The sequence below is a fragment of the Actinokineospora auranticolor genome, from assembly GCF_041897805.1.
Classification (GTDB): Bacteria; Actinomycetota; Actinomycetes; order Mycobacteriales; family Pseudonocardiaceae; genus Actinokineospora; species Actinokineospora auranticolor.
This window is the reverse complement of record NZ_CP154825.1, coordinates 6,520,406-6,546,067: the sequence shown is the minus strand read 5'-3', so window position 1 is coordinate 6,546,067 and position 25,662 is coordinate 6,520,406. Positions and strand designations below refer to the sequence as shown.

Annotated in this window: 21 protein-coding genes and 4 tRNA genes; 11 read left to right on the top strand and 14 right to left on the bottom strand. The window is 70.4% G+C overall.

The annotated features are described in order from the left end of the window. The first annotated feature begins 116 nt into the window (after positions 1–116). Complete coding sequence (locus V5P93_RS28540; protein ID WP_245931659.1) at positions 117–1,103, top strand: integrase core domain-containing protein; 987 nt, start codon at positions 117–119, stop codon at positions 1,101–1,103. Here V5P93_RS28540 and V5P93_RS28535 read toward each other — a convergent pair. Together V5P93_RS28535 and V5P93_RS28530 are read right to left on the bottom strand one after the other, a co-directional pair. Then, positions 1,075–1,902, bottom strand: a complete 828-nt coding sequence (locus tag V5P93_RS28535) for a cation:proton antiporter (RefSeq protein WP_245931658.1) — start codon at positions 1,900–1,902, stop codon at positions 1,075–1,077. The genes V5P93_RS28540 and V5P93_RS28535 overlap by 29 nt on opposite strands. Before the next feature lie 128 nt (positions 1,903–2,030). Next, positions 2,031–2,312 (bottom strand): hypothetical protein, encoded by a 282-nt coding sequence (locus V5P93_RS28530; RefSeq protein WP_104482416.1) that lies wholly within the window; start codon positions 2,310–2,312, stop codon positions 2,031–2,033. 553 nt (positions 2,313–2,865) lie between these two features. Between V5P93_RS28530 and V5P93_RS28525 the strand changes: the two genes are divergently transcribed. The 4 genes from V5P93_RS28525 to V5P93_RS28510 are packed head-to-tail and all read left to right on the top strand — an operon-like array spanning position 2,866 to position 4,309. After that, on the top strand, positions 2,866–3,171 hold the full coding sequence (locus V5P93_RS28525; RefSeq protein ID WP_146108296.1) for a DUF2795 domain-containing protein: 306 nt from the start codon (positions 2,866–2,868) through the stop codon (positions 3,169–3,171). After that, the gene (locus V5P93_RS28520; RefSeq protein WP_219824149.1) at positions 3,171–3,437 is read left to right on the top strand and encodes a DUF2795 domain-containing protein; all 267 of its coding nucleotides are present in this window, start codon (positions 3,171–3,173) and stop codon (positions 3,435–3,437) included. The genes V5P93_RS28525 and V5P93_RS28520 overlap by 1 nt, the downstream gene beginning before the upstream one ends. A 21-nt stretch (positions 3,438–3,458) precedes the next feature. After that, positions 3,459–3,644 carry a hypothetical protein gene (locus V5P93_RS28515; RefSeq protein ID WP_181043827.1) on the top strand — a complete coding sequence of 62 codons (186 nt, stop codon included), beginning with the start codon at positions 3,459–3,461 and terminating at the stop codon, positions 3,642–3,644. After that, positions 3,641–4,309, top strand: coding sequence for a helix-turn-helix domain-containing protein (locus tag V5P93_RS28510; protein WP_181043826.1), 669 nt, complete (start codon positions 3,641–3,643; stop codon positions 4,307–4,309). Before V5P93_RS28515 ends, V5P93_RS28510 begins: the two co-directional genes overlap by 4 nt. A gap of 217 nt (positions 4,310–4,526) precedes the next feature. Here the strand turns inward: V5P93_RS28510 and V5P93_RS28505 are convergent, their stop codons facing one another. The 3 genes from V5P93_RS28505 to V5P93_RS28495 form a co-directional block, all read right to left on the bottom strand. Further along, positions 4,527–4,736: a hypothetical protein gene (locus V5P93_RS28505; protein ID WP_104482413.1), complete on the bottom strand. Its 210-nt coding sequence runs from the start codon at positions 4,734–4,736 to the stop codon at positions 4,527–4,529. A gap of 430 nt (positions 4,737–5,166) precedes the next feature. Continuing rightward, positions 5,167–5,238: transfer RNA gene (locus V5P93_RS28500), tRNA-Val, on the bottom strand. Between the two features lie 51 nt (positions 5,239–5,289). Next, positions 5,290–5,700: a TIGR02611 family protein gene (locus V5P93_RS28495; protein WP_104482412.1), complete on the bottom strand. Its 411-nt coding sequence runs from the start codon at positions 5,698–5,700 to the stop codon at positions 5,290–5,292. 396 nt (positions 5,701–6,096) lie between these two features. Between V5P93_RS28495 and V5P93_RS28490 the strand changes: the two genes are divergently transcribed. The 6 genes from V5P93_RS28490 to V5P93_RS28465 all read left to right on the top strand — a co-directional run bounded on the left by V5P93_RS28490 (position 6,097) and on the right by V5P93_RS28465 (position 9,018). After that, positions 6,097–6,522 (top strand): SsgA family sporulation/cell division regulator, encoded by a 426-nt coding sequence (locus V5P93_RS28490; RefSeq protein WP_018687187.1) that lies wholly within the window; start codon positions 6,097–6,099, stop codon positions 6,520–6,522. 142 nt (positions 6,523–6,664) lie between these two features. Further along, positions 6,665–6,737: transfer RNA gene (locus V5P93_RS28485), tRNA-Gly, on the top strand. Positions 6,738–6,791: 54 nt separating this feature from the next. Further along, positions 6,792–6,863, top strand: a tRNA-Cys gene (locus tag V5P93_RS28480). A 1-nt stretch (position 6,864) separates the two neighbouring features. Further along, positions 6,865–6,939 (top strand) — tRNA-Val (locus V5P93_RS28475). An 842-nt stretch (positions 6,940–7,781) separates the two neighbouring features. After that, a complete protein-coding gene (locus V5P93_RS28470) occupies positions 7,782–7,910 on the top strand; it encodes a hypothetical protein (RefSeq protein WP_281261696.1) in 129 nt (42 codons plus the stop codon). Positions 7,911–8,067: 157 nt separating this feature from the next. Further along, complete coding sequence (locus tag V5P93_RS28465) at positions 8,068–9,018, top strand: hypothetical protein (RefSeq protein ID WP_104482411.1); 951 nt, start codon at positions 8,068–8,070, stop codon at positions 9,016–9,018. Between the two features lie 272 nt (positions 9,019–9,290). Here V5P93_RS28465 and V5P93_RS28460 read toward each other — a convergent pair whose 3' ends face one another. The 9 genes from V5P93_RS28460 to V5P93_RS28420 form a co-directional block, all read right to left on the bottom strand. Further along, a complete protein-coding gene (locus V5P93_RS28460) occupies positions 9,291–11,828 on the bottom strand; it encodes a DUF262 domain-containing protein (protein ID WP_104482410.1) in 2,538 nt (845 codons plus the stop codon). Between the two features lie 19 nt (positions 11,829–11,847). Continuing rightward, the gene (locus V5P93_RS28455) at positions 11,848–14,091 is read right to left on the bottom strand and encodes a DEAD/DEAH box helicase (RefSeq protein WP_104482409.1); all 2,244 of its coding nucleotides are present in this window, start codon (positions 14,089–14,091) and stop codon (positions 11,848–11,850) included. A gap of 216 nt (positions 14,092–14,307) precedes the next feature. Next, complete coding sequence (locus V5P93_RS28450; protein ID WP_104482408.1) at positions 14,308–14,682, bottom strand: hypothetical protein; 375 nt, start codon at positions 14,680–14,682, stop codon at positions 14,308–14,310. A 446-nt stretch (positions 14,683–15,128) separates the two neighbouring features. Then, the gene (locus V5P93_RS28445; RefSeq protein ID WP_146108295.1) at positions 15,129–16,436 is read right to left on the bottom strand and encodes a DUF6777 domain-containing protein; all 1,308 of its coding nucleotides are present in this window, start codon (positions 16,434–16,436) and stop codon (positions 15,129–15,131) included. Between the two features lie 2 nt (positions 16,437–16,438). Further along, positions 16,439–18,250, bottom strand: coding sequence for a hypothetical protein (locus V5P93_RS28440; protein ID WP_104482406.1), 1,812 nt, complete (start codon positions 18,248–18,250; stop codon positions 16,439–16,441). Then, complete coding sequence (locus V5P93_RS28435; RefSeq protein ID WP_104482405.1) at positions 18,247–19,326, bottom strand: GTPase domain-containing protein; 1,080 nt, start codon at positions 19,324–19,326, stop codon at positions 18,247–18,249. Before V5P93_RS28435 ends, V5P93_RS28440 begins: the two co-directional genes overlap by 4 nt. After that, positions 19,323–20,309, bottom strand: coding sequence for a hypothetical protein (locus V5P93_RS28430; RefSeq protein WP_146108294.1), 987 nt, complete (start codon positions 20,307–20,309; stop codon positions 19,323–19,325). The genes V5P93_RS28435 and V5P93_RS28430 overlap by 4 nt, the downstream gene beginning before the upstream one ends. Continuing rightward, the gene (locus tag V5P93_RS28425; protein ID WP_104482403.1) at positions 20,306–22,489 is read right to left on the bottom strand and encodes a hypothetical protein; all 2,184 of its coding nucleotides are present in this window, start codon (positions 22,487–22,489) and stop codon (positions 20,306–20,308) included. The genes V5P93_RS28430 and V5P93_RS28425 overlap by 4 nt, the downstream gene beginning before the upstream one ends. After that, positions 22,486–25,635, bottom strand: coding sequence for a tubulin-like doman-containing protein (locus V5P93_RS28420; protein WP_104482402.1), 3,150 nt, complete (start codon positions 25,633–25,635; stop codon positions 22,486–22,488). The genes V5P93_RS28425 and V5P93_RS28420 overlap by 4 nt, the downstream gene beginning before the upstream one ends. Positions 25,636–25,662: the final 27 nt, after the last annotated feature.

Genomic DNA, 25,662 nt, shown 5'->3' with positions numbered 1-25,662 from the left:
CGTTGGCGGTCGTCGGGCAGGATCTCGGGTCGTGATGTTTCGGTTGGTGTATGTGGTGTTTCTTCGGCTTGGTGGGGTGGCTGGTCCTGATGGGGCGATCGTCGGCGTCGAAGGACGTGGAGCTGCTGGTGCTGCGCCACGAGGTTGCCGTGTTGCGCAGGGCGGTTCCGCGGCCTCGGTTGAGTTGGACGGATCGTGCTGTGTTCGCCGCGTTGACTCGCTGGTTGCCGCGGTCTCTGCGTGAGTGTCGGTTGGTGACGCCTGGGACGTTGCTGCGATGGCATCGGCGCCTGGTGGCCACGAAGTGGACCCAAACACGCGGGACGGGCCGCCCGCGTGCGGACGAAGCGGTTGTGGGGTTGATCGAGCGGATGGCGCGGGAGAACGCGGGCTGGGGCTATCGCCGGATCCAGGGTGAGTTGCTCAAGCTGGGGCATCGCGTCGCGGCGTCGACCATCCGCCGAGTGCTCAAGCGACTGCGGATACCGCCCGCACCCAGGCGCGTCGACGACCTGTCCTGGCGGAGGTTTTTACGCGCTCAAGCGGGGAGCCTGTTGGCGTGTGACTTCTTCCACATCGACTGCGCCGTCACACTGAAGCGGATCTACGTGTTCTTCGTACTCGAAGTCGGTACCCGCTATGTCCACATCCTCGGTACGACCACCAACCCCGACGGGCCGTGGACAACCCAGCAAGCCCGAAATCTGCTCATGGAACTCGGTGGGAAATCCGAGGCTTTTCGATTCCTGATCCGCGACCGCGGCGGGCAATTCACCGCGGCCTTCGACACCGTCCTCGCCGACCCTGGCATCGAAGTCCTGAAGATCCCACCCCGCTGCCCCCGGGCGAACGGTCACGCCGAGCGGTTCGTCGGCACCATCCGGCGAGAACTCACCGACAGACTCCTGATCGTCAACGAACGCCACCTGAGATCAGTGTTGAACCGCTACGCCCGGCACTACAACCACCGACGTCCCCACCAAGGGCTCCTACTCGCTCCACCACGACCAGACCGCTCGGTATCCATACCTGGCACGACCTCGATACGCCGCCGACCGGTACTCGAAGGATTGATCAACGAGTACGAGCCCGCTGCGGCCTAAAAACCAGGTCACCGAAGTGCTCGAACCGTTGGGCCACCTGGGGATCGAGTGTGGCCAGGGTGGACCCGGCGGCGAACGCGGCCAGGTAGGGGTTGGCGTGGGTGAGGTGGCAGGTCGCGTAGAGCACCACGGCGATCGCCAACGGCCCCAGCGCCTGCAACCGGGGCTCGGCGGTGAGCAGCCGGGTCCGCCACGCCAGCGCGATCGCGGCCGGGATCACCACCCCCACCGCCAGTCCGCCGACCAACTCCAGGGCCACGACGCCCAGGTGCGACTCGTTCCCGGAGGCGGTGGCGAGGAAGATCAGCACGAACGGCAGGGCGAGTCCGTCGTTGAGCCCGGACTCGACGTTGAGCAGTCGCCGCAGCCGCACCGGGACGTCGTCGCGGCCGACGATCGCGGAGGCGAACACCGGGTCGGTCGGTGACAGGATCGCACCCACCAGCAACGCGGTCGGCCAGTCCAGACCGGCGAGGAAGTGCGCGGGAACGGCGATGCCGATCATGGTCAACGGCATGCCCAGGCCCAAGGCTCGACCAGACACCCGCCACCCGTCGCGCAGGGCGGGCAGGCTCGCGCGCTGCCCGTCGGTGAACAGCACCGTGAACAGCGCGACATCGGCCAAGGCGGTCACGAACCCGCCGTCGGAGGGGATGTTCACCACGCCGAAACCACCGCTGCCCAGCAGCGCTCCCGCCACCAGGAACATCAGCGCCGTGGACAGCACCGTGCGCGCCGCGAGCCCGGACAACGACACACTCAGCAGCAGGACCAAGCCGAAGGCCAGCACCAGCGCCACGAATCACCCCATCGCACGGCGAACCGCCCGACACGGCGTGCCGGGCGTGCCGACCAGACTTCCCGGCGCTCCACCGAGCAATCTGCCCCATACCCACCCCGGGCGCAACCGGTCGCCTCAGCGCCGGGTCACCGCGGCGGACGGGCCCCGAACCGGAAATGCGTACCCGTGTCGATCACGTCCAGAACCTTCCCGTCCAACTCCTGGGCGGACTCGGCGTCCAGGAAGACCCGGACACCGTCGCGGCCCAGGACGACCAGGTCGTCCGCCGACGGTTCGTCCACCACGGCCATGTCGTACTTGGGACGCGCGGGTCCCCGCCACGTGATCCGAAGACCGCCACGCTGACCGACCCCCGCGGCATCGGTCAGCGTCCGGATGGCCGCCGCAGCGCCCGTGTCGATATCCACTCCACACCTCCGCTGGGCGACTCGATTCCGTGACTTGACGATAAACGCGATCGCGGCCCGTTCGGGCCGCACCGAAGACCCTTCGCGAAAACGTAAAGAACCGAGGCGGTGCCCCCGTCGACAACTTGACGAGTTGATGACAAAAGCCGGCACATCCTGCTTCGGGCTGGTGATCTGGTCCGGTCATCCGATAAAACTCCCGGTGGCAGGCGGATGAGGCGCGCGCAGCCCTCGAAGTCCGGTCGGTCGGTCGGTCGGCGTTACTTCACAGACCTTGGGCGAGGCTGTGTGGGCATAGCAGCCGTCGAACGCCCGGTCTGACCGGATGAGACTCATCCGCCTGCTCGCCCGTCTTCCACGTCGCGCGGCTGCGGTGCTGCCTTCCACACCCGGAGCAACGGTGAGCACGGCGATTTCGCGGTCGATCGTCACACGATCGCAAAACAGTGTCCCGGACGAGCGCAACAACGGCCCCCGAGGATGGCGCTGACCGCAAGCCAGGCGGCCCGAGGACGAGCACTCGACCCCGCGGCGCCGACCAGTGGAGGAACAGGTGAACAACATCCTCGGCGAACCCCACACGGTGCCCACCCCGCGGAGCGCGCCCTCGATCCCGCACCGGCGCGACCACTGCGCGGAACCCACCCTCGCCGAACTGCGCGACTGCGTGGGTGACGTCTTCCTGCACCGCCCGGCGACCAAGTCCGACATGCTCAACGCCGCCCTCGGGTGCGCCGCCCGCCCGGAGGTGTTCGCCACCATCAACCGGCTGCCGGAACGGCGCTACACCAGCCTCGCCGACGTCTGGTCGAGCCTCGCCCGGACCGACGGCCGCGCTGGCGGAGACAAGGAGGCGTGATGGAGATGAGACGGCCCTTCGTCCGCTTCACCATCCGCCGCGCCGAAGTCGCCTCGGCCGTGCAGAACGCCTTCACCGGCACACCCGTCCCCCGCGACACCCTGGTCGACGCCGCGCACGAACTCGGCGCCTCCACCGAGGTGTTCGCCGCCCTCGGCCTGCTCCCCGACCGCACCTACCTCTCCGTCGCCGACATCTGGTCGACGCTGGTCGCCACCGCGAGGACCACGGGTGATCCGCGGTCCCACGAGTCCCACGCTGCCTGAACAACCCAGGGAATTCCTCTGATGACCTCCGCCGACGACGGACCACCGCCGACAGAAGCCGACGACCACCTGCTGCGGTCGTTGAACGAACTGATGGACAGGGCCCGAGAGCTCGACGAGCGCATCCGCGAGCACCGCGCGCGCACGGCGGGCACGAGTGCGTCGGCGGCCGAGTCCTCCGACGACGAGTCCCTCCCGCAGGCGTGAATCCGCAGAGGATCGGACGGTGCCTTGGGCGCGACGAACGGACACCACGACGCCGCCATCGCGCGGGTACCCTGCTGGGCGAGAGGTGGACCCTGGCGATCCTGCGGGAACTGTTCCGCGGCAGGACGAGCAGTGCGCAGCTGGTTGGATGTTTCCCCTACCTGTCGAAAGCCGTTGTGAGGAAGCGACTGCGGGCGCTGCTCCAAGCCGGAGTCGTGGAACGGTCACGATCTCGCGACCAGTACCGGCTGACCGCGTCCGGTGAGGAGCTGCGCCCGCTGGTCGAAGGTCTCGGCGCTTGGGGCAGGCGCTGGTTGCCCAGGCCCACCTCCGCGCAGGTGGAGGTGACCGCGCTGATCCACGAGATCGCCCAAGGCGCGCCGGGGAACGACATCGATGTCCCGCTGTGGATCGACATCGTGGACGCAGGCGAGCACAGGCATTGGTCGATCGGCCCCGAGCGGGGGAAAGCCTTCGCGCACAAGGGAGAACCGAGGGCGGACACCGGTGTCCGCCTTACCACGACGGTGACCGCGCTCGTCGGGGTCTGGCTCGGCCACACCACGATGCGCGCGGCGCTGCGCGAGCACACCATGGTGGTCCGCGGTCGGCCGGAACACGTCCGCGGGCTCGTGTCCCTGCTGCACCGCGGTCGGGAACACTGACCCTGGTCGGCGCGTGGATGCCGTTACAGGCCGGTGGTGTGAAGGTGTTCACCACCGTCATCCGAACGCAATGCGACCGCGCGACCCGCCGCAACACAGAGTCCGCACACTCGATGGCACGTGGTTCGCGGACCACGTGGTCACCGTCCGGGGCGAGCGTGGTGCGGCAGTGTCCTGCAACACTGCCGCACCACGTGGTTCGGACGTGTCCAGGTGCTCAGGTCTTCGCGAAGGCGCTGTCGAGCCAGCCCGGTTGTTGCCAGTCGACCACCTTGCCGTTCACCACCACGGTGGGTGTGCCGAAGCGGCTGCCTTGTTGATCCGTCCGTCGCAGCGCGGGGTCGTTCTCGGCCGCGGTGAGGTTGCGCGTGATCTGTTGCGCGAACGCCCCGGTCTCGACCAATCGGTCGGACTCGGGCCCGGTCACGCCGAGGCGGTCGGCGAAGCTATCGAGTTGGTCCTGTAAACGGCAACCTTAGAAGGTGGACACGATGTGACACCCGCCCCAGTACTTGCGCCGGCGCAGTTGTTTGGCGACGCGCGTTCACTTCAGTGACATGCGTCATAGGCCACCCTGTGTCCTGCGAGTGCCTCACCAGCTGTCGAGGGCGACACCAACCACGTCCATCCCACCCGCAACAGGTCGAGAAAACGCTGGTCAGGAGCGTGATCATTCTCGGGGAGCAGAGCGTGAAGCCGGATCGGCCTGAAAACGACGCTGTGCCAACGAAAACGGCCTGACCCCTTCGGTATGGCGATTGGGGTCAGATCACGCTGCTCCCCACGTGCTCCCCGAAACGATCAACGCCCCACCAACGTGATCCGTTGGCAGGGCGTTGACCTGCATGTATAACCAGTGGGCGATACTGGGATCGAACCAGTGACCCCTTCGGTGTGAACGAAGTGCTCTCCCGCTGAGCTAATCGCCCGTTGCGGCTGGTGCCGCAGCGACGTGGGGAAGCTTAGCAGGATGGTCTTGGTTAGGTGAAAAGGGGGGAGGTCAGCCAGGGCCAGTGGATGCCGAACCAGCCTCCGACCAGGGCGAATCCGTTGAGGATCCAGATGGTGGCGACGACGATGAGGCCCGTCAGGGCGAAGACCAAGAGGCGGACGGCGAGGCTCTGCCGCTTGAGCCACTCCGTCCACGCGTCGTATTTGCCGCGGGCGTAGGTGAGGGCTCGGTGGGCCCAGGCGAACTCGACGGCGAGGATGGCCAGGCCCAGGAAGACCACGACCCAGCCGGGGCCTGGGTAGGGGATCATCACTATCCCGCCGACCAGGACCAGTCCACCGACCAGTCCAACGCCGACGCGCCAGACGGTGCGGGTCGCGTTGTTCCGGTTGGCCCACGCCGGACGCATCGCGCCTTTCTCGTACGTCTCTCCGGCCACCTGCGCACCACCCTCCCCGTGGGTCTTCCTCCATTGTGCTGCGCCCGCTCGGGTGCGGCACGGCCAACGGCCTTAACCCAGCTGTGACCTGCGGGAAGGTGGCTCCTGCCACAGCCGGGAGCTGCCTTCCCAGGTCAGCGCGGCATCGCCCGCCGATGAGGAAAACCGGGAACGAACATTCGTGCTCATGCCGCTACCACCCCGGCCGAAAACCAGCCAGTATGGAGAAGTCGCTAGCAGGTTCGTCACTCTGCGAAGCGGCGTGACTGCCCTGCGCTACGGGGAGTGGACCGGACGGGTGATGTCCCCCGGTTCCGCGTCCCGGACCCGGCGTGGTGGCGTCACATAGAAGGGACTCAGTCGTTTGGCTGGGAGGGGAGCAGAAGGGTAGCGACGATGCGAAACGATCACGTCACGCTGCGGTCGACCGCGGTGTTCGACCTGCTTGCGCCGAGGACCCCCGCGGTCCCGGTGAAGGTCGAGCTGCGCTACGACACGCGTGACCCGTACGCGGTGGTCGCGGCGTTCCGCACCGGCCGCGCCGGGTGGGTCGAGTGGGTGTTCGCCCGCGACCTGCTCGCCGACGGCCTGATCGCCGAGGCGGGGGATGGCGACGTCCGCATCCGCCCCGCCGTCGACGACCCCGAGGTCGTGGTGATCGAGCTCAGCTCCCCGTCCGGGCACGCGGTGTTCGAGGCCTCCGCCCAGGAACTCGCCGACTTCCTCGACCGCACCTACGACGTGGTCGTCCCCGGCAACGAGCACCTGTGGGTCGACGTCGACGAGGCGCTCACCCACTTGATCTCCACCGACCTGACCTGAGCAAACACCGACATCCGACCCCCGATTTGGAACCACGAACGGGCGTCGGATAGAGTTCCACTCGCACCACGGAGAACGGAACGCGGTGGGAAAGTCCGGCAATCCCGGATACTATCCCCTGTGAGCCAAGATCCAGTGGCTTGCGGACGTAGCGCAGCTGGTAGCGCATCACCTTGCCAAGGTGAGGGTCGCGGGTTCGAATCCCGTCGTCCGCTCGGAAGCGGTTCGGCCACAGTGCCGGCCCCCCGTGGGCCCAGCCTTCGGGTTCCGGCGGAGTGGCCGAGTGGCTTAGGCAAGGGCCTGCAAAGCCCTGTACGCGGGTTCGATTCCCGCCTCCGCCTCGGGCGATTAGCTCAGTGGGAGAGCACTACCTTGACACGGTAGGGGTCACTGGTTCAATCCCAGTATCGCCCACCAGTTATCTACACTGGTCACAAGCCCCGCCCCCTCATGAGGGGGCGGGGCTTCAGTGATTGGGAGACGGCGGGATTCTTCGAGGATCTGCTTGTGCGTGGCCTCGGTCATATGGTCGTAGGTGCGGCCGATCCCCTTCATCCTCTGCCTCGATCGCGTCCGACGGGTGACCTCTGGGGCGCCGTCCTCGGTCAGCCGTGGCGGCTTTGGTGGAGGGTGAACCACGGCAGGATCGCCGGGATGGGATCCGCCGCGGTGGGCGCATCGGGGTTCACGTCATCCCGGGGCCGTCGCCAGAACCGCTGCCGGCAGTTCGGCCGTCGCCATGGGTGTCCTTCGGGAGTGGCGAACGCGTCGTGGTGGCTGCCGGGCAGCAGGTCCGGGTCGCCGGGGCTGGAGTTGGGGCACCACGTGGCTCTGGGAGGTCAGTGGCGCGCGTCCGCGATACCGAGTCCGACGCGTTGTTCACCGGGCGGGTCGGGGGTTCGGGTGTTCCGGGACGTTGACCTCGAGCAAGGGGATCGGATCACGGCCGAGTTGGTCGCCGAGGTGGACGGGCCAGGCCCACCTCCGAGGTGTCGCGGCCCGAGTGGTTCATGGTCGCTACCGCGAGATGTGGGCGTGTGCAGCACCGCGGAAGACCGCCTGGACGTGCTCGCCGCCGAGTCCGATGCCTGGTTCGGACAGGACGACCCGCGGACCCGCGAGCCGCACGTGCGGCACACCAGGACCCGGTTGATGACCAGGCAGCCGCACCGGGCGCTGGAAGTGCCGCACGACCCGGTTCGGTCTCGGTCTCGCCGCGTACGGCTTGGGCACACGGCGGAGGCGGGCACCCCCGACCGGTGCCGTGGCGCGAGAGCCTTGGGTGGATCGCCGAGCAGGCGCTGGAGATGACGGTGCTGCACAACGCCATCCGCGCCATGCCGAGGTTCCTGGCCCTCGGGGTCCTCCGCTTCCGCAGGCCCGGGTAGGTCCGGTCGTGTGAACGGCGCTGCGGCGGTCGGGTGAAGTGTGGTCGCCCAGTCGTGACACGCCCCCGCGAACGGCATGGTCCTGTACCGCGTGCGGGCCAGGATGGTCCGCGGGGCGCCGCCAGTTCCCGGCTGGCGCCCGGGAAGGACCGGCGCGATGACCACTGCGGAAGACCTCGTCAGAGACCTGAAGCCGCTGCGCAAGGGGCGCGGTCTCGATGGCCCGCGCGCCGCGGCGCAGATCACCGCGCAGGTCCGCGTGGTCTTCGCGCTGGACGGGGAAAGCGGCGCCGCCGTGGAGCTGGCCGACCGGCTGCGCGAACTCGCCGCGCACCTCCCGCCCGACCTCCGGCTGGCCGTGCTCGCCGCCTACGCGCTGACCGAGCACACCAGGCTGCCCACCCTCAAGGAGCGCCTCGACCTGGTGGAGCGGGAACTAGAGCGGGACACCCGCACGGTTGTCCGGCGCGTGGACGAGGGGTTGCTGCTCATCGCCGAGGCCGCGATCGCCCGGTGGCGGCCGGTGCCGGACGACGAGCGGGCCGGGACCCCTTGGCGCACCACGGCGTTGTCCTGCGCCGTGGTCATGGACCAGCCGACACCGCAGGTGTACGAGACACGGCGGGTGGCGGTCACCGGGGCCCCGGCGACCGGGCTCGACCTCGAGTACTCGGTGCCCATCGGCGGCACCGGTCCCGGCCCGTCGCCGGACAACCCGGTCGTCGAGGTGTTGTTCGGCGGCACCCTGCGCACCTACCTGCGGCACTCCCGGTCCCGCGTGGGCTACCGGCTGGTCCTGCCGAAGGAGCTCGCCCCCAACACCGAACACGAGTACAAGCTGCGGTTCACCTTCGCCGACCGCGTCACCATGTCGCCCTACTACCTCTGCACGCCCCGGTACCCGTGCGCGCGATTCGACCTGCACGTCCGCTTCGGCGCCGGTCGCGTTCCCCGTGGGGTGTGGCGGATCGACGGCCTGTTCCCGAACGAGGTCGACGACCTCACCTCGCCCCGCGACCCCCTCGACATCGACCCCGCGGGCGAGGTGCACCTCGGCTTCACGAACCTCGTACCGCGCTTCTCCTTCGGTGCCGCCTGGCTGTTCTGACCTCACCGCCGCCGTGCGCGCACCAGCCGCCACGCGAGCACCAGCAGCACGAGCAGGGCAGCAGCCACCACGGCGCGCCGTGCCGCATGGGGGTCGTCCCCTTGGACGGGCACAGGCTGGGTTAAGTCCACAGTGGATTGACCGGCGGCGTGCCCCCACCGGCTCGGCGCCATGCGGCCGCGCTCGCGCTGCCGGGTCTTCTCGTCGATCTCCTGGGATGATTCGATGCTCCTCGGGAGCGACAGGAAACTGCGCTGGACCGTGTCCCACCGTCATGGAACGTCGCTTCCGGGTGGTTCGTTGTCGCGGACGACCGCGTGGAACCAGTCGAGGGCCTGGACGAACTTCTCCCGCGCCGACGCGTCGAGCAGCACACCGAGGTCGAAGCCGGGGCGTAGGTCGATCTTCCCCGCGGGCAGGTGGATCCCGTCCACACCGTTGAGCCGCGTGCGGAACTCCTCGCGCCGGGCTGGGTCGTCGAACGGGGGGCGCCCGCGCAGGTGCTGGAACACGACCTCGACGGTGCCGCTCGGGTAGATGACCACGGGCCAGATCCGACCCGCCGGGTGGGACTTCTCGCGGGACAGCAGGAATCGGGACGTCTCCTGCCCGCTGCCGTGGGCGACGTAGCCGCCGATCGCGGTCCACGCCAAGGTCACCGCGACCACGGCCTCGGCGATGTCGTGGCCCTGCCGTTCCGCGAGCTGGCCGAGGAACCGCGCGTCCGAACCCGGGTCCTGGCCCGGTTCGGGTGCGGGGCGCAGGTCCGGGACGTCGGCGCCGAGCAGGAGGGCGAGCCCTTCCGTGGTGACGCGCTGGGTCTGGTCGGCCCGGCCGAGGTGGTCGAACACGACTCCCTCCGCCGCGAGCAGGGTCCGCGGGTCGTCGGTCCGCGTCGGGTCGAGCCAGGCGAAGTTCGGTGAGACCGTGCCCTGGGACTGCAGCACGCGGTGCGCGTTCGGGGCGGGCGTGGTGGCGAGGCGTTGCCCGATGGCCTGGGCGTGGCTGCCGATCAGCGCGGCGAGGTCGCCGTAGGTCGTCCACGACCCGGGCGGCAGTTCGGCGAGGGCCTGGTTCATCACCTCCCACGCCGTTCCCGGCGCCGTGGCCTGGTCGCGGTCGGCCGGGCCCGGCCACTCGGCGATCATCCGCTCGGCGAGCGCGTCCGCGCGCTCGTGGATCTGCGGCCGACCCCAGCGCTCCTGCTGGGCGATCTCCTGGTTCATGAGTACGCCGCTGCCCGCCAACTGCGGGCGCTTGATCGGGAACGGGCTGTTGCTCAGCGTCGAGTTGTACCCGGTGAGGGTCAGGTTGCCGAGGGTGTGCACCAGCGCCTCGTGCGCCTGCCCGAACTCCTCGTCCGCCGCCAGGTCCGCGGTCAGCGATTCCCGCCAGGCCGGGGTCGGTGTTTGGGGCAGTACGTGCTCGATCGTCAGGGAGGTCGGGTCGACCGGCTCCTTGCTGCCGTAGGTCTCCTCCAACCAGCGCAGCACCAGGGTTCGCTGGTGCGGGCGGCCGTTGAGGTAGTACGGCACCGACCGCGCCGCCGCGCGGATCTCGCGGTCGCCCGCGAAGTACTTGCGGCCGGTCGACAGGTAGCGCCGGATGGCCTCGTCGGCGGGCGCGGTGGCGTCGATCTCGGTCACGATCGACAGCAACGTCCGGTTGATGCCCGCGGTGGCGCGACCGATGAGCAGGCGCCGGACGAAGTAGCTCTCCAGGTACAGCATCGCCGAGGCGATCTCGGCGGAGTCCGCTGTGCCGTTCGCCCGCCGCTCCAGCAGGTGCAGCAGAACCGGGTAGACGGTCGTGGTGCCCCACGCGCCGAGCCGGGTCAGGCGGTGGCGCACCGCCTGATCCGGCTCGCGGGACGGGTCGAGGATCGTCCGCAGGAGCTGCCCGAGCCCGCCCAACCGGGCGACCTCGGCCTCGATGTCGTCCTCCGTGCGCATCCGCTCCAGGCGGCGCTGCTGTCCGGTGTAGATGTCGGCCTGCTTGACCCGCGGATCGCGCTGCACCAGGTCGAGCCAGAACAGCAGTTCCAACTGGTCGCGGTCCAGCGCCTGCTGCAGCGGCAGCCACCGCGACTCGTAGACGACGTCGCCGCGGGTGGGCAGCCGCATGAACAGGTAGTTGCGCAGCAGGTCGGCCTGGGTCAGGCGCAGACCGGTGTTGTTGAGCGACTCGAAGATGCGGTGCGGGTTGTCGCCCTGCTGCGAGATGACCGAGACCAGGGCGAGGCCCGAGATCACCGCGTCCTCGATCCGCGCGATGTCGCGCGGGTCGTCGGGGTCGTCCGCGGCGGCGAGCCGGGCCGAGAAGAACCGGTAGGCGGCGCCGACCCGGTCGACACCACCCGCCTGCGGGGTGGAGTCCAGGCAGGCGAGGTACGCGGCCCGGTCGGCCTGCGTCGGCACGAGCTTCAGGCGCTGCCGCCCGGACTCCCACTTGTTGATCAGGTACTGCTCGTTGATCCGCTCGCGGTGCAGCGCGCCGTCCCGCGCGGCCCGGTGCTCGCGGATGGCGCACAGCAGGATGGACAGGCTGGTGAGCCGCTGCTGGCCATCGATCAGCAGGAACTCCTGGACCCCGGTCGGCCCGTTGGCCGGGCTGGGCGTGAGCACCACCGAGCCGATGAAGTGTGTGGCCCGGTGGTCGTCGACGCGGTCCTCGGCCAGCTGGGTGATGTCCTCCCACAGCTGCTTGAGCTGGTCCGTCGACCACGAGTACGTCCGCTGGTAGAGCGGGACCTGGTACTGCTTCGACCCCTCGAGCAACTCTTGGAGCTTCGTCTCCTTGGCCAGAACCATGTGCTTTCTCGTTGTCCCCTCAGGAATCGATGCCGAGGCGGAGTTGCTCGGCGCGGATGATGCGTTGCGGCACCGGGATGGCGTCGTCGTCGAGGAAGTCCGGTCGGTGTTCGCCGGTGTCGACCGATCGGCGGTCCGCGTCCTTGGCGTCGCTCTTGCGGGCGAACTCGGCGAACAGCAGGCTCTTGCGCTCCTGGACCTCGCGGAGGCGCTCGTCGACGCTGTCCTTGGCCAGCAGTCGGTGGACCTGGACCTTGCGGACCTGGCCCATCCGGTGGGCGCGGGCGATGGCCTGCTCCTCGGTGCTGGGCTTCCACTGCGGTTCGGCGATCACGACCACGGACGCCGCCTGGATGTTCAGCCCTACCCCGCCCGCCTCGATCTGGCTGAGCAGCACGGCGTGGCCCTCGTGCCGGGAGAAGGTGTCCACGAGTCGTTGGCGGGCCTCGGGCTGGACCGAGCCGGTCAGGGCACCGGTCACGGACTTGCCGAGTCTGTTGTGGATTGTCTGGAGCACGTCGAGGAAGTTCGAGAACACCACGACCTTGCGACCGTCCTCGCGGGCCTCGTCGACGATCTCGGCGAGGCGTCCGAGTTTGGCGGAGTCGGGGGAGTGGAACGCCGCTTGGCGCATCCGCATGAGGTTCTTGGCGCGCACGGCCGTGGCGTAGGCGGTGGCGTCGGCCTGCGAGAAGCGCACCCAGTCCTCGACCTCGATCTTGTCGGGCAGTTCGGTGAGCACGTCCTCCTGGTTGCGGCGCAGGTAGACCGGGGCGACCGCGCGGCGGAACCGCTTCGCCCCGGCCACGGCGTCGGCGGCGTCCAGGCCGCGGGCGACCCGGGGCTGCAGGTAGTGGACGAGGGTGCGGAACTCCTCGACCCGGTTCTCCATCGGGGTTCCGGTGAGGAACAACGCCCGCTGCGCCTTGGCCACGATCGCGGCGACGTGCTGCGAGCGTTGCGCTTCTGGGTTCTTCACGTAGTGGGCCTCGTCCACCACGAGCAGCGCGATCCCGGCGTCGGCGACGCGGTCGAGGCGGCCGAGGGTGGTGAAGGTGGTGACCGCGACACCCCCGGTGCGCCGCCAGCGGTCCGCGGCGGTCGCGCGGTCCGCGCCGTGCAGGCTGTGCCCGGTGAGCGCCGTGTGCTTGCGGATCTCGTTGAGCCAGTTGATCTGCACGCTCGCGGGGCAGACCACGAGGAAGCGGGCCTGTCCCATCGTCGCCAGGTGCGTCATCGCGGCGAGGGCCTGGACGGTCTTGCCGAGCCCCATCTCGTCGCCGAGGATCGAGTGCTCCCGGTGGATCGCGTACTGCGCCCCGAACACCTGGTAGCCGCGCAGGGTCGCCTTGAGCAGGCCGGTGTCCAGCGGGACGGCGGTGATCTGCTGCCGCAGCTCCTCGGGGAGGAACCCCTGCGCCGCCTCGCCGTCGTCGCTGTCGCCGTGCCCGCCGAGCGTGGAGAGCAGCGCGTTGAAGTCCGCGGCGTCCTGGGAGTACTCCCGCCACAGCTGCTCGGGCGGGTGGGAGGCCGGGTCGACCGCCCGCTCCTGCTCGTCGACGGTGTGGCGCAATCCCGAGGTTCGGGGAGCCGCCAGCAGTGCGTCGAGTTGGGCAAGGGCGGCGAGCGCGGACCGCTTCCGCTTGCCGAACGTGAACCACATGCGGATACGGCCCGCGGTCGGTCGCGCTTCCCGGACCAGGTGCCCGGCATGTGCGGTGAACTGCCGCAGCTCTTCTTGCAGAGAACCTCGGACGCTGTCGGCGTTTCGGGCGGCGGCGAGGGTGGCGAGGAGTTGCGTCTCGCCCGTGCGCCGCTGGTCGGGGTCGAACCGGACGCGGATCTCCTGCCGGACATCGCGCGCGAGCCGGTGCGCGGCGGCGGAGATCTGCTGGGCCGACTGCGGGCCAATGCCCGGCACGGCCTGCAAGCTGGTCGGAGTCGTGCCGACGACGTGCGCGACCGTGCGGTAACCCGCGTCGGCGAGGGCGCCCAGTCGAGCGCCCTTGCCCGCGAGGCGGCGCAGGTCGGTGATCGGGCGGGCGGCCAGCGCCGCTTGGGTCTCCTGATCCGCGAGTACGTCGATCTGCAGGCGCGCGCTCTCCCGCAGCGCTTCCGGAGCGGCCAGCAGGGCGGTGGCCCGCTCGGCGAACTCGCGGGCGTTGTCCAGCAGCGCTTTGGCCTTCGCGCCGACCTTGTCTTCGACGGCGGCCGGGGCGTTGTCTTCCCGTGGGTGGTGCGGCGCCTGGTCCCCGGTGGTCACTTCGTCCCCTCCGCGCGTGACTCAGCGTCCCTGCTAGCGCTGTCGCCGCGTCAAGCGGGGTGCGGCGATCAGCGCTTGGCGCTGTCCGGGAAGGGTATCGAGTGGTGGTCGACCGCGTCCACGGGGCCGTGACCGGCGAGTGAGCACGCGGTTCTGGTCCTATGTGGACATAGGGCGGGCTGCCGAGGGCGGCGCGGTGCCGCCCTCGGCGTGGGGTTACTTGGTGACGAGCAGGTCCCAGCCGGTGAAGCCGGACCGGCACTTGTGGCTGGTCCACGCGGCGGGGGAGGTCTCACCGTTGGTGCCCGCGGTGTCGCAGGCGGCCTGGGTGCCGAAGGTGGCGATGTAGACGTCGGTGAAGGTGGCGGCGCTGGGCTCGCCGAGCAGGTCGTACCCGGCGACACCGTTGCGGCAGGTGTAGGAGGTGAAGACGTGCTCCGCCACGGCCTGGTCGCCCACGGCCGTGCACTGGGTCAGCGTCGGGAAGGTGGTGATGTAGGTGGTGGGGGTGGCGGAGGCGGGGGTGGCCAGCACGAGCGCGGCGGCGATACCCGCAGTGGCGGTGAGGGCGATTCGGGACGCTGTCGACATGCGAGTACCTGCGGACATGGTGTTCTCCAGTCTTCGAGGTCGCGAGGGCTTCGTGCCACGAGCATGCCTGTGTTGCCGTGTGGCGTCTCCGACGTTAACCGGTGGCCGAAGACCCAAATGGACTGTTTGCCGGTAGCCGGCACACACGCTCCGTTACCTCGATCGACGCGCGCTGTCCTGGCCGCCGGTTCCGGCGTGCGATGATCTCCAATGGAGTAAGGGATATCTCGGCTACGCGCCGCGTTCGAGTGTGGTCCTGGCCACTGCGGTGTCCAATTACCGTGAGTGATCCATTCGGTGGCACGGGATGCACCCACCGCGCCAGACCGGGAGGTGGCCTCCAGAAGCGTGTCGGTTGGCGCATCCGGGTGTGCGGGCGGCTGGACCCACCGCGTGCTTGGGGTTTCCGATAGCGCGGTCCGCTTCTACGGGCTGGTCGGTGCGGTCTACGGCTTGAGGTTGCCCGTGTAGTGCCAGGTGACCTTCATGTCGTCGCAGTTGGCGCCGCGCGCGTCGAGCGTGATGTCGCCCTCCACGTCGTTGGCTGCCCAGGTGTTGGCGACGAGTGTGCCGGTGTTGACGTTGACCGTTGTCGTCAGGGTCGCCGTCATGGGGGTGCCGTTGCAGACCGGTGGTCTTATGAGAGGGTCGGTTGAGGACCAGGTGTCTCCTGTCTTCCGGAGGCGGGAGCCCTCGGTCCAGTCGATCACCTGGATCCGGCAGGTGTTCGGGCAGCCGGTCGTGGCGAGGGTGAAGATCGCTATTTGGGACTTGGCGCAGTTGGCGGCTATGCAGGTGCTTATCGCGCCGACGGTTCGGTAGTTCCCCTGGGGGATCGCGGTTCCGCGGACCAGGGGGAAGCTGTCGGAGGTCCCGGCGGTTCTGCGGACGAGGTTTCCGTTGCCCATCAGGAGGAACGCGGCGATGTCCTGCTCGGCGGGCGTGACCTCCACCGCGGTGAGGTCCGCCCACGGTGTGGTCACGTATCCCTTGGTCTCTCCGCGAGGGGGTTCGAGGGAGAGGCCGTCGGAGCAGCGGAACCGGGGGATGCCGCGGCGGTCGACCAGGACGGGGGTGCCCGCTTGCAGGACGGCCTGGTAGGAGCTGGCGGCGGTGACTCTGGTGTCGGTGCGCAGGGCAACGGGTGTCATGGTGGGTTGGGTCAGGTCGCACTTCGCGGGGACGAGGTAGAGGGACTGGGTGTCACCGGGGATCGAGGTGCCTCGCTGGAAGCTCGGCAGGCCCGGTTCCGAGGGCAGGAGGATGGCTCGGCCTCGACCGTCCTCGTAGGTGACTACTAGCAGTACCAACGAGACGGCGGTGCCCAGGGCGACACCGGCGAGGGTGCCGCTCCGGTAGGGGCTGCCGAACCTGAGTGCGCATCGCGCGAGTGTGACTACGAGGCAACCCACGATCAGCGGGAGGCCCCAGCCGATTCCCGCTGATGGGGGTATCCCTTCGTCGAGGAGGGTCAGTGTGCCGGAGGGGTGGGTGATCCCTTCGAGTCCCGCGATGTAGCCGAGGGCGCAGGCGGCGGCGATCGAACCCACGACGACGGTTCTGGTCCGGAGTACGCACATGGCTATCGCGGCGACGGGTACCAGCCACAGCAGCGTCAGCCACCCGCCGGAGGAGGCGACCCACGCCCCGCTGTGGGTGTCGCCTGAGTCGTCCACCATGGTGGGCAACAGGAAGAAGGCGATGGCCACCAGGGCGGGTTCTGCGGAACTGACCGTCTTCGCATCGCCTGTCACCGTTATGCCTTGGCCAGCGGGATGGGTTTCGGCAACTTGGCCAATGGCAGCGGATCGGGCGCGTTCGGTATCACCAGGGTGTTCACCTCCTCCAGCGGGACGAGGTGACCCACGAACTTGTCCTCCGCGCTGTATTTCCCTTCGACCTGGATCTCGCGGGTGCAGACCCATCCGTTCGGGGGAGAGTCGAGGTCGCAGGCCGCCTGGGGATAGTAGCCGCGCTCGGTCCTCACGAATCCGAAGAGGACGAATCCCTGGGGGACCACAGCGGTGGCGATGCCGTTCGCGGTCTTCGGATCGGGGGTCTCCGGCCGAGGATTCGCCTGCTGGGTCGCGGACTGAGTTGGTGTCGTGGGAGTTGTGGTCGGTGGGGGAGGTGTGGAAGTCGCCGTGGGGGACGACGCGCCTGAGGCCGCCTCGGGTCGACCCACCAGGACTCCGAGCAGGAAGACAACGCTCAACACCGCCAGGACGGCCACGGTGGGGGCCAGTCTGCGCACCCAGCCGTTCCACCGGACCACTCGGACAGCCGGCACGACCTGCGCGACCTGCGCGACCGGCGTGGGAGCCGCTTGCGGTGCGGGCTCGACCCGCGGTGCGGGCGCGGGTGTGGGCCAGCGGTTCGCCATCGCCCACGCCAATTCCGAAGGGCGTGATCTGACCAGCAGCCTGCCCAGCTGTTCGGACTGGCACTGCTCGATGAGCTTGGCGGCCTCCGTCAGCACGTCGGGGTGGGCGAGGTCGGCCAGGTCCGGCCCGTACCTGGCCTGGCAGAGCTTGGCCAGTAGTTCATGCCGGACGTAGATCTCCACACTGGCGCTGACCTGGTCCACCTCGGTCGGACCGAGCTCTCTGCGCAGCCGTTCGCGGTCCGGTTCCCTGGCGGCCGCGTCGAGCGCGTTGGACAGCTCGGTCGCGGTGCGCGCCCGGAGCAGGGCCTCGACGGAGTCGAGCCGCTCGGTGCGGAGGCCTTGGTTCACCCGCGGTTCCCGGGCTTTGACCGGCTGGTTCTCATGGCCTTGTGCGGAGGGCCGGGGGGTCGGGCGCCGCCGCCGGTCGTCCAAGATCGCGTCGACGCAGTCGACAGCGGTTTGGTGCGGGTGCGGCGCGGGTGCGGTGAGGTCCACGATCGTGCGAGTCGCGATTCCGGAACTCGGGTTCATCGGGAGGAACACGACCTCCGGCAGGTTGGGGATGCCATCGACGTGGCGGTGCTCGTAGGTGGAGAACGACCACAGCCGCTCCGGCATCAACTCCCGCGCGGCCAGGTACAAACCCCACTGCAGGAGCAACTTCGAGTTCTCCGGACAGCCGAGCACGCTGACCGGCCTGTCCGCGGGCTCCGCGAGCATCGCGGTGAGCACGGTCAGGATCTCGTTCCGGGCGTGTTGGAGCAGATCGGGACTGGGTAGCCGGACAGCGCTGTTGAGTTGGCCCGCGGTGATGGGGCGCAGGCGGGTGCTCGGCGCCTGCGTGCTCCACTTCGGCCAGTCCGCGAGTCCGACGGCGACCGTCGGAGTGAGCACGCGTTCGTTGCCCACCAAGGCGTGCACGTTGTTCCTGCCCTCGCTGTACCCCGTGCTGAACCGGCGGAGGATCGCGGCCAACCCGCCGTCGAATCGCAGGTAGGACAACGCCGATTTCGGCGCGGTCAGGTGTCCCATCCCCATGAGCCGCACGTGGTCACGCAGGTTCTCCTCCCAGGAGTCCGCCGCGTTGGTGCCTTCGAACGACCTGGCGATCATGGTGTGCTTGTTGCTGTTGCTGTCGAGCGAGAACCCGAAGTACACCTGGTGGGCGCCTTCTTCGGTCACGGTGCACCTACCTGGGCGGCCTCGGGAGTGTTGATCATGCCGGTCATGGCGAGCAGCGAAACCAGGGGCTCCAGGACCCTGGTGGGTCGGAACCCGCGCGGGAAGTGGGCTTTGCCGCTGCCGTCGGGGCGTCTCCCGACCGCGTCGCCGCCGCTGGCCGAGACGAAGTGCAGTGCGCACCGGGGGAAGGCGTGGTAGGGCTCCAGGGAACCCACCGCGCCGGTGTTGTGCAGGTGCGCGTAGACGTCCTTGCTCTCCTGGCGGATCCGGGTCGGGTCCACCGTGGTCTCGTTGCCGCGGCTCAGCCAGCGGTCGACGGGGGAGAGGTACCGCAGGCGGTCGGCTTTGGTCACCGCGACCACGGCGGGCAGGCGGGCGGCGCGCAGGCGTTCGACGGCCAGGTCGAAGGAGCGGTTCTCCCCGGTCAACGGGGGTTTGCCCGCGTCCGGTGGGTCCTCGCTGGCGTGCACGAAGATCGCGGCCGTGGCGCCGACGAGGAATCGGGTGGATCGGTTGCGCGCGTCGGTGTTCTGCCAGTCCTCGCCCGCGACGTCGAAGAAGGTCACCGGGCGGGTGCCCGCCGGTCCGCGCAGCAGGAGGATGTCGGCGGCGTCGGCGATGCCGGTCTCGGTACCGGGTAGCGCCTCCCCCTTCTCCAACCGCTGGATGAAGTCCTTGTGGAACTTCTCGTGCCGCACGAAGTCCAGTGCCTTCACGGTGATCCCGTACGGTGCGAGCCCGTTGAGGTACGCCTCGCGGATCATGGCCGTCAGCAGGTGCGTCTTGCCGCAGTCCGGGGCGCCGATCAGGCCGACCACCAGCGGGCTGCCGTAGTCGCCGTAGGTGGCGGGCAGGAAGTGCCTGCTGGTGTCCTCCGACGGGTTGGGGCACTGCCGGAACCCGTTGCGCGCCAGGTCGGCCCGTTTCGACTCCGGCATCCTCGACACGTCGATGTGCTCGTACTGGTTCTTCCCCGCGTTGTAGACCGAGATGAAGCGCTCCTCGGCCCACGGGATGTCGTCGGCGCAGATGGGGCAGCGCACGCGGCGGGGGGGAGACGGGTTGGGGTCGGTCACAGGGCCACCACCGTTCCGATGATCATCCCGGCGACCAGCAGCGTGGTGCCGAGGAAGGGGAAGGCGCGCTTGCCCCGGCGGGCCGGTTTGCCGCCGTTGGCGGCTGGGCTGACGGGGGTACCGCGTTTGGCCCGGCTGGCCTGTTCGAACATCTCGTGGCCCACCGCGAGGTGCCGGTCGGGGTCGTCCGGGACGAGCGGGGTGGCGCTGCCGCGCATGCGGCCCAGGAGGTCGGTGGGCGTCGGGCGCTGCTCCACGGCGTTGCCGAATACCGGCGCGAGCAGCGCGCGCAGGCCGTCCGGGTCGAGCTTGTGGTCGGGCAGCTGTTCGTCGAACGGGACCTGCAACTGCGTCGCCCGGATGAGCTGGCTCGCGGCCCACACGTCGTCGCGGGGGTCGACGGTGCCGGTGCCCGCGGCCTGCTCCGGGGAGCGGGTGGCCGCGGTGCCGCGGCGGCGCCGGTCGCCGACGCGCTCGGCGGACTCGAAGTCGACCAGCTGGACCTGGCTGTGGTCCCAGCGCAGGGCCCGGGCGGTGACGTCGCCGTGCACGACCCCGGCGGCGGAGGTCAGCTGCAGCGCCCGCAGCACACCGTGCTGGAACCGCCACGCGTCGGCCTCCTCGAAGCGCGGGTTCGAGCCGACCGGTTCGCCGCGGTAGGCGCGCAGCAGCGCGAACGGCTCCTCCGCGTCGATGTCGTAGCCGACCAGGTTCGCCAGCTCCTGCGGGAACCGGGCGCCGTAGACCTGGCCGAGCCTGCACCCCGCCCGGATCTCGTTGTCCAGCAGGTCGTAGAGCCCCGGCGACCGCGCACCGCGCTGCGGCGGCACGCACTTGCGCACGTAGAGCTGGTTGTTGACCCGGACGAGGGCCTGCGGCAGCGCCGAGCCGGGCGTCTGGAACTCGTTCACGTGCTCCACGACGATCTGCTGCCACACGCCTGCCACGGTCCGGCAGCGCACGGTCTGCGGGCCTGGGTTCACTTGTCGCTCCCACCCGGTGCGTGCCGCACCGACTCCGACCGCAGCGGCAGCAGCCGCAACGCGCCGACGAACTCCCCGGCGCCGCTCCAGGCGATGCCGGGGTCATTGGACACTCCACTGTGGACACTGTCGCGGCCGAGCGCGACGCGCAGCCGGGCCGGGGCGAACCGGACCAGTTGGGGACTCGCCGTCCGGTTGAGGTAGCGCAGGTGGCCGCCCGCGCACAGCTGCGTCATGTCGTCGTCGACGCGGGTGCGCAGGGCGGCCAGCGCCGCGGGTGACTCCTGCCAGGTGCGGACGAGCAGCTCGTCGCGGGTGGCCTGGTCGCTGCTGAAGCCGGTCGCGGACAGCAGGCCCCGGCCGCGGACCTCGGCGCCGTATTCGCCGAGCAGCCGTTCCAGCCGTTGCGCGTAGACGCCCGCCGCGGTGCGCGTCGCGGCCTCGGCGGCGGGCCACGCCGGGTCGAGCGCGGCGCGGCACACGTCGAGCAGGTCGCCGCGCACCACGGTGTACAGCTCGCGCGGCACCGGGCGGGCCATCTGCTCCGCACCGCCACCGGAGGCGGTGTCGGGGGCGAGGAACAGCCGGTTGCCCGCGTCGGCGAGGGCGTTCGCGACCTCGTGGACCCCGTCGGCGACGGCCGTGGCCGCGGCGGCGATGGCGCGCTTGCGCTCGACGGGCAGCCACGCCTGGCTCGCGGTGTCCTCGGCGATCCGGGTCAGCTGCGAGATCGCGTCCCGCACCGGCGCGACCCGCAGCGCGGCCTGCCACCGGCGCGCGGCGGCCTTCCAGCTCGTGGCGACCACGGCGAAGCAGACCAGCACCAGCGCCACCGCGACGATGTCCGCCACCAGCGGTGGCATCCGCTTCGGCGTGGTGAAGACCAGACCGATCCCGGCCAGGACCGCCCCACCGAGCGCGGTCGACCCGTAGACGCCGAACGCGGGCGGGGCCGTCGCGGAGAAGCTGTCCACGCCGGGCCTGCGGGCGAGCAGCAGCCACCCCGCGCCGGTCCACGCCGCGGCGAGCAGGACACCCGCGAGCCAGCCGGACCACCCCGGCCCGAGCAGGTACACCATCGCCGCGCAGCTGAGGAAGACGACCGGCAGCGCCCCCAGACCGAGCGGCCAGCGGCGGAACCCCGGCGCGGTCAGGGAAAGCGGCCCGATCGCCCGGGCCTCGTCGAGGGCGGCCATGCAGCCCTGGGGGCGGCTCGTGGCCACCAACTGCCGCAGTTCGCGGGCCACCGCCGGCAACGCGGCGCCCGCGCGGAGCCGCTCGTCGACGACCGTCCGCAGGTGCCGGGTGACCTCGGCCGGATCGGCTTCGCGCGGAGCGGGCACCCCCATCTCCCGCACCGACTCCACCGACGGGTCGCCCACCTGCAGGTGCCCGTCCACCCGGTTCAGCAACTCGACCACGCCCGCGCGGTAGTTCTCCGCCGCCTGCCCGGCCCAGACCACCTGGTCCGACAGGCCCGCCGTCGACCGGGCCGTGCCCAGCAGGGCCTTGACCGTGCCGAGCACCCCAGCCAGCCGCTCGACCTCGGCGAGCCTGCGCACCGCGTCCGCGCGGGCCGCCTGCACCGGGCCGGACAGCACCACCCCGATCTGACCGCTGAGCAGCGGCGTGCGGCCGAGCCCCGCCGACAGGTCGTGCGTGGCGGGCTGGTCGCCCGCGCACAGCGAGCGGACGGCCGCCGCCCGCGCCTCGGCCAGCTCGGCGAGGTCGGCCGAGTGCGAGACCAGCCGGACGCCGGGGTTGGCCGCCGACGCCGGGAGTTCCTCGGCGGCGGCGATGACGCGGTCGAACAGGTGCGGGTCGCGCAGGGCCGCGACGAGCGAGTCGAGCGTGTCGCCCCGGTGCGCCGCGGGTCTCGGCGCCGCGCTGTCCGGGGCCCACTCGACCCCGGTCGGGTTGCCGATCCACAGCACGGTGGCGTGCCGCAACGCGGGTGGGAGGGTGAGGACGACACCGTCGAGCGGGTCGCCGGTGGCGGCTTCCCCCACCGCGAGGCACACCACCGCGGTGACCATGTCCGCGCCCACCAGGGACATGTACGTCTCGGCGTGCGCGACCAGGTCGGCGGCGTCGTCGACCACCACCACCCCGCCCGCCGGGTCCGCGGGGGCCACGCCGCCGCCGCGCAGGTCGACCACGACCACGTCGGAAGTGCTCATGCCAGGTCCTCACCACCGAGCCCGCGCGCCGCCTCGGCCTGCTCGCGCAGGTCGACCAGGTTCTTGGCGGTCGCGCCGACCGGCTGGGCCAGCGCGCTCGGCAGCGCGCGCGACCAGAACTCCCGGCACACACCGAGCTGCGGGTCGGTGCTGAGCACGCGGTTGCGCTCGGCCTCGGCGACCTTGGCCAGCTCGTGCTCGGCCAGGTCGACCAGGACGGTGTACTCCTTGGCGGGCAGCGACGGCGAGCGGTCGGCCCGGGCCGGGACGGCCGACATCAGCCGCGCGGCCAGGCTGCGGCGGGTCTGGCTGTCGTCGGTGAGGATCCACCGCTCGTAGGACTGCAGGGCGCTGGCCCACGACGACAGCGCGCCCAGCGGCTCCAGGTCCAGCTCCATCCACACGGCCTCGCGGCTGCCGAGCGCGACGGTGATCCGGTCCGGGCTGGCGGGGGACCCGACGACGGTGATCTTGCCGTCCCAGGCGGCGCAGAGCAGCCGGTGCAGCACCTGCACCCGGTCGCGTTCGTCCATCAGCAGGTAGTTGCCCTCCTGGCCGAGCCTGCGCCGCCACGGCAGGGTGTCCATCGGTTGCGGGTCCCGCTGCGCGCTCGCCCACTGCTTGACCACCCGGCGCAGTTCCGGCACCTCGGTGATGCCCATCGAGCTGCGGTTGAGCACCACGACCATCGAGTCGGCCTGCACCGCGCGGAACTCCGGTTCGCCGACCATGTCGACCGGGAGCGAGACCTCGTGCCGCAGGAACCGCTCGACCTCGACGTCCTCCTGCGCGGCCGGGTAGGTGAACAGCACCTTCAGCGGCGCGTGACCGTCCGGTGCGAACCCGCCGGGCACCAGCTCGGCGAGCTTCTGCCGGAACCGGTTGAGGTCCACGTCGGTGACGCTGTTGTCGCGCCGCTGCACGGCGTTGGCCAGCAGGTCGTCCATCCTCGGCACCAGCGCGGGCTTGCCCCGGTCGCCGGGGCGGACGCGCTCGGTGACCGCCTCCTTGATCCGCTGCCGCACGTCGGCGACCGCGGCCTCCGGGTCCTTGCGCCCCTTGGTGAACGCCGCGACCCAGCCCTCCTGGCCGAGCAGCAGGTTCAGCAGGTGCCCCTCGTGCGCGTTGGGCCCCAGGTGCTGGGAGTAGTCCTGCTTCAGCCGGGCGAGCACCCCCTGGTAGAAGCCCTCCAGGCCGCGGTCCTCGGGCGGCAGCAGGTAGGTGACGCCGACCCGGGACTTGTAGAGGTCCTTGGAGCGCTGGTCGAACTGGTGCGGGTCGTTGTGGGCGTGCGCGACGAACTGGTCGTGGATCGCCTTGAACTCCTCGAGGAAGGCGTGCCACGGCCTGCTCCACAGCCGGTGGCTGTCGTTCCACGCCGCGTTCCAGATCCGCCTGGTCTGCCAGTGGTACCAGGTGTCCTGCGCGCGCAGCACGGCCCGCACCGGCTCGTCGGCCATCCGCATCCGCTGCATGAGGCGCTTGGGCAGGTTCGTCGGCATGGGCGGGACGGCGGCGTTGAGCCCCGGCGGCGCGGGCGGCGGGGAGCGCCACCCCTCCAGCAGCGCCCGGAAACCGCCCACGTCCAGGGGGTCGACCAGGTCGCGGTGGCCGAACACCGTGCGCCACAACTGGAACAGGTCGATGTGCCGCAGCACGGCGCCCGCCGCCGCCGTCGGGTCGAAGTTCTGCGCGAGCGCGGCGACCGGTGCCGCGAGTGCCTCCTGGCCGCGGTCGATGGCGGTGCCCATGGCGTTCGCGCGTTCGGTCAGCGCCGCCACGACCGGTCCGTACCCGACCGGGCTGCCCTGGGGCGGGATCCGACCCGGTGTGGCCTCCAGCAGCCGGTCCAGGCCCGCGGCGGTGACGAACTGGCGGATGTACTGCTTGTTGGTCTCCATCGCGCCCGGCGGGACCAGGAGCTCGTTCACGGCGTTGGCGAGCAGGTGGGAGGAGACCACGTCGGTGAGTTCGAGCAGCGGGGTGGTCAGCGCGGCGACGGCGCTCGTGGTGACGCCGCGTCGACCGACGCCGGTGTCCGCGGTGGCGTGCCGGTCGACCTTGCTGTTGATGAACCCGTCCGCGAACGACTGGTACGGCCGGGTCGCCCGGCCCTCGTCGTCGTCCTGGTCCGTGGGGCCCGCACCGATCAGGGACACCATCAGCGACACCATGGAGCGGTTGAGGTCGTCGCGCCGCACGCCGCCGACCGGCCTGCCGAACAGGAACGCCGTCTGCACCACGTTCGGCTGCAGCTGCACCTGCCCGAGGCCGGGGTAGCGCACCGACACGGCGCCGTGCGTGCCCCTGGCGTCGAGCGCGTCCGGGGACCCCTGGGCGTTCTGGTCGTCTATGAGCCGGAACAGGTCGACCAGCGCCGAACCGGCGTTGAGCTCGGCGGGCCTGCCGCCGCCCTGACCGTCGTCGAACGCCGAGGGCATCAGGACCAGCGGGTAGATCTCCGCCACCTTGCCGCCCTCGCGCATCAGGTCGCCGATCAGGTGCAGGTAGTCGTAGAAGATGCCGCTGCCGGTGCCGCCCGCCACGGAGAACACCACGAACACGATCACCGGGTCGACCCGCTGGGTGCGCTTGCCGCTGACCACGAGCAGCTCGCCCGCGGACTCGTTGATGTCGGCCAGCGCCTTCTTCACCCCCAGCAGGGCGGTGTCCCGGTTGCGCCGCAGGGTTTCGAAGAGCACCGCGCGCCCGACCGTCGGCAGCTGGCCCGCCCCGCGCACCAGCGGCCCGATCCGCGGGTCGCTCTCCCGGCCGGGCAGCCACTGGATGGTGTCCTCGTCGGTGTTGATCCGCAGGCTCTGCGCCACGTCGGCGGAGTTGGCGAGCTTGGCGGGCACCAGGTCCGCGATCTGGTGCATGGTCCGCTGCGCGGCCTGCTCGTGCTCGCGGCCGGGCACGACCTCGCGGCGCACCCGGTGCAGCTCGGTCGTGCTCAGGTCCGCGTAGACGAATTGCAGGCACGACGGGAGCTGGTAGGGCAGGAAGTTCGGGTTCTGGATGTCACCGAGCAGCCGGGTCCCGTCGGGGCCGCACAACTCCTCGCGCAGCCGCTTCTCCAGCTCGGCACCGACCTTGCAGCCGGTGCCGCCGAGCCCGACGAACAACATCGGTTGGTAGATCCTCATCGCGGCACGTCCTCACGGGCAGGGAGT